Origin of the sequence: Myroides injenensis M09-0166 (genome assembly GCF_000246945.1) — a bacterium.
In the GTDB taxonomy this organism is placed as follows: domain Bacteria; phylum Bacteroidota; class Bacteroidia; order Flavobacteriales; family Flavobacteriaceae; genus Flavobacterium; species Flavobacterium injenense.
Window position 1 is genome coordinate 1 of the sequence record NZ_BAEX01000126.1, and the last position, 6,612, is coordinate 6,612.

The 6,612-nt window shown below is 27.3% G+C and carries 6 protein-coding genes; 5 read left to right on the forward strand and 1 reads right to left on the reverse strand.

The window, feature by feature from the left end:
• The first annotated feature begins 145 nt into the window (after positions 1–145).
• The 3 genes from RH98_RS14340 to RH98_RS14355 all read left to right on the forward strand — a co-directional run bounded on the left by RH98_RS14340 (position 146) and on the right by RH98_RS14355 (position 4,376).
• Entirely contained in the window at positions 146–1,276 is a 1,131-nt protein-coding gene (locus RH98_RS14340) for a DUF3800 domain-containing protein (protein WP_010256669.1), read from the forward strand.
• Between the two features lie 214 nt (positions 1,277–1,490).
• Positions 1,491–2,465 carry a CBS domain-containing anti-phage protein gene (locus tag RH98_RS14345; RefSeq protein ID WP_010256672.1) on the forward strand — a complete coding sequence of 325 codons (975 nt, stop codon included), beginning with the start codon at positions 1,491–1,493 and terminating at the stop codon, positions 2,463–2,465.
• Positions 2,466–2,885: 420 nt separating this feature from the next.
• A complete protein-coding gene (locus tag RH98_RS14355) occupies positions 2,886–4,376 on the forward strand; it encodes a DUF6119 family protein (protein WP_010256677.1) in 1,491 nt (496 codons plus the stop codon).
• Between the two features lie 380 nt (positions 4,377–4,756).
• Here the strand turns inward: RH98_RS14355 and RH98_RS14360 are convergent, their stop codons facing one another.
• A complete protein-coding gene (locus RH98_RS14360; protein WP_010256680.1) occupies positions 4,757–5,260 on the reverse strand; it encodes a tyrosine-type recombinase/integrase in 504 nt (167 codons plus the stop codon).
• A gap of 247 nt (positions 5,261–5,507) precedes the next feature.
• Here RH98_RS14360 and RH98_RS14365 point away from each other — a divergent pair, with 247 nt between their 5' ends.
• Both RH98_RS14365 and RH98_RS14370 read left to right on the forward strand, forming a co-directional pair.
• Complete coding sequence (locus RH98_RS14365; RefSeq protein WP_010256684.1) at positions 5,508–6,128, forward strand: histidine phosphatase family protein; 621 nt, start codon at positions 5,508–5,510, stop codon at positions 6,126–6,128.
• 33 nt (positions 6,129–6,161) lie between these two features.
• Positions 6,162–6,602, forward strand: a complete 441-nt coding sequence (locus tag RH98_RS14370; RefSeq protein ID WP_010256688.1) for a GNAT family N-acetyltransferase — start codon at positions 6,162–6,164, stop codon at positions 6,600–6,602.
• The last annotated feature ends 10 nt before the right edge of the window (positions 6,603–6,612 follow it).

A 6,612-nucleotide genomic window follows, 5' to 3' on the forward strand; every position in this document is an offset into this window, starting at 1 on the left:
CAACATGGGGGGGGGTAACAAAATGGTTGCTTTCTGCTATGACTGAAGCTTATGCTTTCAATTTTCCTCACTTCTTAAAGTACAATTATGTTATAATAAAACATTATTTTCTGATTAAGCGTAATATGAACTTAACACTTAAATTATGATATTAGGATTCGCAGATGAATCAGGTAATAATTCATTCGAATTTGAAACCCAAGGTTCTCATTTTATTGTTGCATCAATTTTAGTAAAATCAGAAGAACAAGTTGAAAAGTTAGAAAATGAATTGGAAATTATTCGAAAAAAACATTTTCAAACTGGAGAAATAAAATCAAGTAAAGTAAGTGATAACATTACAAGACGAAAAAAAATTCTTCATGATATTTTAGAGCTTGACTTTTCAATATATGCAGTTGTTGTTGACAAAAGGCAATTAACAACAGAAGGTTTTAAATATAAAAAGTCCTTTTATAAATTCGTAAATAATCTTCTTTATAAGGAATTATATAGAACATTTCCTGAATTACAATTAAGTGTAGATGAACATGGAACAAACAAGTTTATGCTTGAATTTAAGAAGTATGTTGAAAAAAATCATCAACGAACATTATTTTCTGGCATCGAATTTAAACACACAAACAGCAAACAATCAATATTAATCCAATTAGCTGATTTTATCGCAGGTACAATTGCTTATATCTATGATCTTAATAAGTTAAATGAAAATAGTGATCAATTACTAAACCTTATAAAACCAAAAGTTACTTCAATAAATATATTCCCAAGAAAACTGACAATAAATGACTTTGATGACAGTAATTCACAACAAACTTTTGACAAAAGAATTTCAGATGTAAGTTTCCAAAGAGTATTCAATTTTATTGAAAAAAGTAATTCATCTGATTCCCAAATTAGCGACCAAATTGCATTTCTTAAACTTTTAATTTGGTTACAAAGAGCAAATTCTAAAAACGTATACATTTCAACTAAAGAAATCATGCGACATTTAAATTCTACAAGAGAAAAAGCGATGAATGAAGAATATTTTAGATCTAAGATCATTGGAAATTTAAGAGATAAAGGAATACTTATTTCATCAAGTAATACTGGATATAAAATTCCAACAAGTAAAAAAGACCTTGAGTCATTCTTAAAGCACGGCAATAGAGTAATATTACCTATGCTTAGTAGGATTAAAGAAGCAAGAAATGCGATTAAACTTGCAACTTTAAATGAACTAGATATATTGGAAGATGAAAAATATAAAGAATTAAAAAATTTATTAGAGTAATAAGGTCGTATAACATGGTATTTTCTAAAATATAAGGTTTTTCTTAATTTGAGAGCATAATTTTATATTCTAGCAACAGCAAATTATATTGACAGTTTTACTAAATTTAATTAATTGGCTTTTGTGCGAAGTTAAAAGTTTTTGGATTTCTAATCCAACACTATCGTCAATATGTAATCCATTATTTGTAATATTTGAAAAACTAATCACATAAATGAATGTAAGAGAAGACTTTTTAGAAATTGTAAGAGAAATTCAAGAAAATAGAGATAAAGAATTTGAAATTTCCCCAAGAGATTTTTTAAGCTATTTCCATTGTGTAAAAAGAACAAAAGGGAATAACGCAAGAATTGATAATTTTTTACATTCTAAAAATTTAGAAACCGATCCTCATTACTCAACTGTTTGGATAGATGGATGTATTAAATTAAAACATAAAGCTAGAGCTAGAAGTAAATCAGATAATGATCCTATTTTAAGGATTAGTATTTTACCATCAGCAAATAAACCACCTATTACAATTAATAGAGATTCAAAATTATCTGATGCAATTACGCTTATGATGATGCACAATTTTTCTCAACTTCCGGTAATGAGTAACCCGAAAAGTGTTGCAGGCTTAATAACTTGGGAAACAATAGGTATTGGAATCACAAACGGAAATGAATCTAAAGATGTAAAGGACTTTTTAAAAACAAAAGTTGTTATTCTTGACCTTGATACACCATTATTAGATGCAATTAAAACAGTAATAAAAGAAGAAATGGTTTTAGTTATAAAAAAAGATAAATCATTATCGGGGATTGTCACAATTACTGATATCAGTTCTCAATTTTTTACATTGACAGAACCTTTCCTTTTACTAGAAAAAATAGAGAACTTAATACGTTTACTCTTAGATGAAAAATTCTTACTTGAAGACTTAAAATCTGTTTGCTCAGAAGAGGACAAAGCTGAATTTATAGATGATTTGACATTTGGACAATATATTAGATTAATAGAAAATGAAGAAAATTTTAAAAAATTAAATCTAAACATTGAAAGAGTCCCTTTTATTAAACAATTAGATAAAATTCGTCTAATACGAAATGATATTATGCACTTTGATCCAGAAGGAATAACGCCAGAACAAAGAGAAGATTTAATTAATATGTCAAACTTCTTAACTGAATTAATAAAATACAATTAATACTAATGGTTACAAGGGGTTAGCGAAATGACGGGTTAAGTAATAAATCGAAAATTTTTCGTTTCATTTTCTGCTATTGACGCTAAGCCTCGAAACGTTAACAGTCATTCTACCGAACTCTCCAATTATAAATTATGTCTGATAAGATTCAAAACACCATTTATTTACTAAAAGATAAAGTAAAAACTTTAAGAAAGTCTAAAAAAACAGAAGAAACAATCGACTTTAATTTTCTTGATAAACACCTAAAATCAAATAAATTTAAGGAACAGAAAGTTATACCTAATTTAAATTCAGAATATGAGATAAAAGTATATTTCAGAGAAACTCTAAATCTTATAAAATGGAAAGATTTTATGAGTAAAGTAGTCGAAAATGGTGAAAAGATCTTAAAAAATAAAAACTCAACTTCTGAGAGTTATGTTATACTTTTTTACAATTCTAAATCAAAAAAAATACTTTGCATCAACTGGAGGTTATGCACATGTAGTGATTCAAGACATTGCTACAAGTGATTTTGGTCTTGAAATTTTATCTCGTATATTAAAAGCCGAAGATAAAAATCTTCGTTCAAGTAAAGAAAGAAATTTAACGGGTGGTATACAAGGTTCTATTAAATTTTTTAGAAATGACTATAACCTCTATGAAAATGACTCATTTGGAAACATATACAATGAACTTAACGCTTCAATTAGCATTGATCAATTAACTAAAATTTTTGGATTTGCAAAAACTGAATTAAAATCGGATAGTCTTTGTATAGCTAAAAATTCATTTTCTATTAAAAAATCTGTTTCATTTATCGATCTTTTAAAATTAATTGGAAAATGTGAAAAATTAATAAGCTTACCTCCTGTTGTTGAGATTAATAGTGTTGAAAAAGTTAACAAATCTAATTCTATGCTAATTAATGATTTATGGGAAAAACTATTAAACGAAATTTATCATAACTACTTAAATCCAATAACTTCCTTTAGTGTTGAAATCGCTCATAAGGATTTTGAAAAGTACTATTATGCTAATTCTACAAGATTAAGTATGAGTGTAAAACGTAAGAGAAATGACTATCCATTTGAAGAAGCAATAAAACAAATTCAACCTATATTAGACAAAATAAGAAATATTGACTCAACTTTAACTTTAGAGCAATTCAAAACAACAGTTAATAATACTTCAATTGAAACCTTTGATGCAAATGGCGTCACATTAACTAAAGATTCTTTAACAAACCATTTTTGCACTGAAATCATGTATAGTGGTAAAAGTTACTTTTTAATTGAACGCGATTGGTACGAAATAGGTAAAACATTTATTGATAAAATTAATGAACAATCATTACATTTTATTACTTCTAATAAATACTCTGGACCACTAATGGACAAATGGTTTATAGGTAGTGAAAATGATTATAATAAATCCTATTTTACAAAAAGCAATTCACTCGTTTTCGATAAATTCACTCCTTTAAATATAGAATCATGTGACATCTTGAGATGGGATGAGCAAAATGTTTATTTCTATCACGTAAAAAAAGGATTTGATAATTCAATGAGAGATTTATGTAGCCAAGTTTTAATTGCAGCGAGGAAGATAAAAGAAGACTCTAAAAATAATTTTGTTTATCTTAAAACACTATATAAAACTGTTACTACTAACAATGGAACTTCAACATATTCAATAGATGCAAAAAAATATTTAACTAAAACTTCAAAGGATGATTTTATAGATATTATTAAAAACAGAAATATTGTTTTTGTATTAGCTGTTTTAGACACCTCTAAAACAGAAAGAAAATTGGAAACTGACATTGATAAATATGAATCAAATATTGCTAAATTTTCGTTAAATGAACTCTCAAAGAATATGAGAAATTTAGAAGTAGATTTTAAAATATTACAATTAGAAAAATAAAATGATCGCTAACACCGTATTGATGAAACATATAATTTAGAGATAAATTAAAAAGTCATCTTTTATCTCAAAATCAATTATTAAATAGTATATTTAATCTTGAATCAGATAGATTCCAATCATAGTTTAAAACTTTCCGAATAAGGTGCGCACATCAATTTAAAAAAGTGAACACCCCTATTTATAAAGCATACGGCATAAAAGAGGCTAACCCTCTTTCTCCGCGAAATTATAAATAGTAACTTTTAAAAAGTTAGTAAAAAAGCACAAAACCTATGATTCACAACGAGTTATAGGTTTTTTATTTTTTAAGGGTATCGCATTTTGTTCAAAAGTACGGATCAAGTGCAAAAGTTGGGATCAAGTGCAAAAGTTGGGGACTAGGCAAAAAGTTTAGTTAATCTGAAAAGGAAAAACGACTTATTACTGTCGGATTTTACATCGGTTAGTTTAAGATTTATTAACTCACTTAAGCGTAATCCACAACTGTAAATAGTGGTAAGAATTGCTTTATGCTTTAAATTTTCTGTAGCATTTAATATTTTTCTCACTTCTTCTTGAGAAAAGAAAGTAGGCAGTTGGGCTGATTTTCGTTTAGGATATAAATAATTTAACTCTATCGATTGATTATTGACCAACTCATAAATCTTCTTAATTGCCCCAACTAAAGAGCGTTGATAAGATGCACTAATATTGTCTTGAAATACTTTTTCATTAATAAAACCCTCTATTTCAGCAATAGGTATTTCGTTGAGCGTACGATATTTACTCATATACTCTAAGAATATTTGTGCATAACCACAATACGATTTTATGGTATTATTGGCATAGCGTTGCACTTGCAATCGGTCGTGTAAGGTTTTTAATATTGTTTCGCTATCCATACTTAAATAAATCTAATTTAACCTATGTTGTTTCGCTATCCATACTTAAATAAATCTAATTTAACCTATGTTGTTTCGCTATCCACAAAAAATAACTTACTAAGTATCTAATTTACAAAAAAGTAATTATATTAGCAACAGATTTTACGAAATGCGCATATAGGTGTTATTTTACGAAACTACACCGTGTTTTATTTCGTGAAATAACAATGTTGTGTGCAATTTTGCGAGAAACCGATAATATAGAATGTTCCGAACTAAAAACATAATTACCATTCAACATCCTGAATCTATTCATCATACAAACGGAATGATTGGTTCTTGGACTGATTGGGAATTGAGTAAAAAAGGAATTCAACAAGCTAAAAACATTGCATTTAATCTTAATAAAGAAATAGAAAATAAAAAGTTTTCTATCTATTCATCAACACTCAAAAGGACAAAACAAACTGCTGAAATTATCGCAGAACAATTCAACCTAAATCCAATTTTCACAGAGTCGCTTAAAGAAAGAAGTTTAGGAAAAGCAATAGGAAAATCGGTTAAATGGCTGAAAGAGAACATTGAAAATGAAGAGCTGACAATTTATGACAAATGTTTCAGTGACGCTGAATCTAGATTTGATGTTTGGCAAAGACTTCTGCCTTTCTACAAAGAAATAATAAATAATGATGAAGAAAATATTATAATTGTTTCTCACGGAGATACATTAAGTGTATTTAATGTTATGTGGCTTGAATTAGACGTGAAAAATCTCAACAAAATTGACTTATATGGAATTAGTGGAGGTGTTTCTTTTTTAAGCCAAACAACACACGGAAAAAGAATTATAAAAAGATTGAGCGATACTTCTTTTTTAACATACTAACAAAAAAACTAAGAACTAAACACTAGAAAAATAATGACAATAATTAGAAAAATGGAAGATAAAGATGTTCTATTTTTAGCTGACATTTGGCTAAACACATCTATAATAGCTCACGATTTTATACCAAAAGATTATTGGATAAATAACAAGTCTTTAATGATTAAAAAATATCTTCCAAATTCAGAAGTTTATGTAGCAGAGGAAACTAATAATATTTTAGGATTTATTGCATTAAGTGAAAATTATATTGCATCAATTTTTGTAGATATAGAACAACAAGGAAAAGGAATTGGAACTTTACTTTTAAATTATGCTAAAAATTTGCGAACGGAATTAAAATTAAACGTTTACCAAAAAAATGAGAAAAGTGTAAGCTTTTATAAATCCAAAGACTTCATAATCTTATCGGAATCAATAGACCAACCAACTTTAGAGAAGGAATATGTTATGCAATGGAATAATTCTAAAAAATAAAACTGCACAC

Bases quoted from the DNA above. Each gene is read 5' to 3' on its own strand.
- RH98_RS14340 (WP_010256669.1), top strand. From the start codon at position 146: ATGATATTAGGATTCGCAGATGAATCAGGTAATAATTCATTCGAATTT.
- RH98_RS14345 (WP_010256672.1), top strand. From the start codon at position 1,491: ATGAATGTAAGAGAAGACTTTTTAGAAATTGTAAGAGAAATTCAAGAA.
- RH98_RS14355 (WP_010256677.1), top strand. From the start codon at position 2,886: ATGTTATACTTTTTTACAATTCTAAATCAAAAAAAATACTTTGCATCA.
- RH98_RS14360 (WP_010256680.1), bottom strand. From the start codon at position 5,260: ATGGATAGCGAAACAATATTAAAAACCTTACACGACCGATTGCAAGTG.
- RH98_RS14365 (WP_010256684.1), top strand. From the start codon at position 5,508: ATGTTCCGAACTAAAAACATAATTACCATTCAACATCCTGAATCTATT.
- RH98_RS14370 (WP_010256688.1), top strand. From the start codon at position 6,162: ATGACAATAATTAGAAAAATGGAAGATAAAGATGTTCTATTTTTAGCT.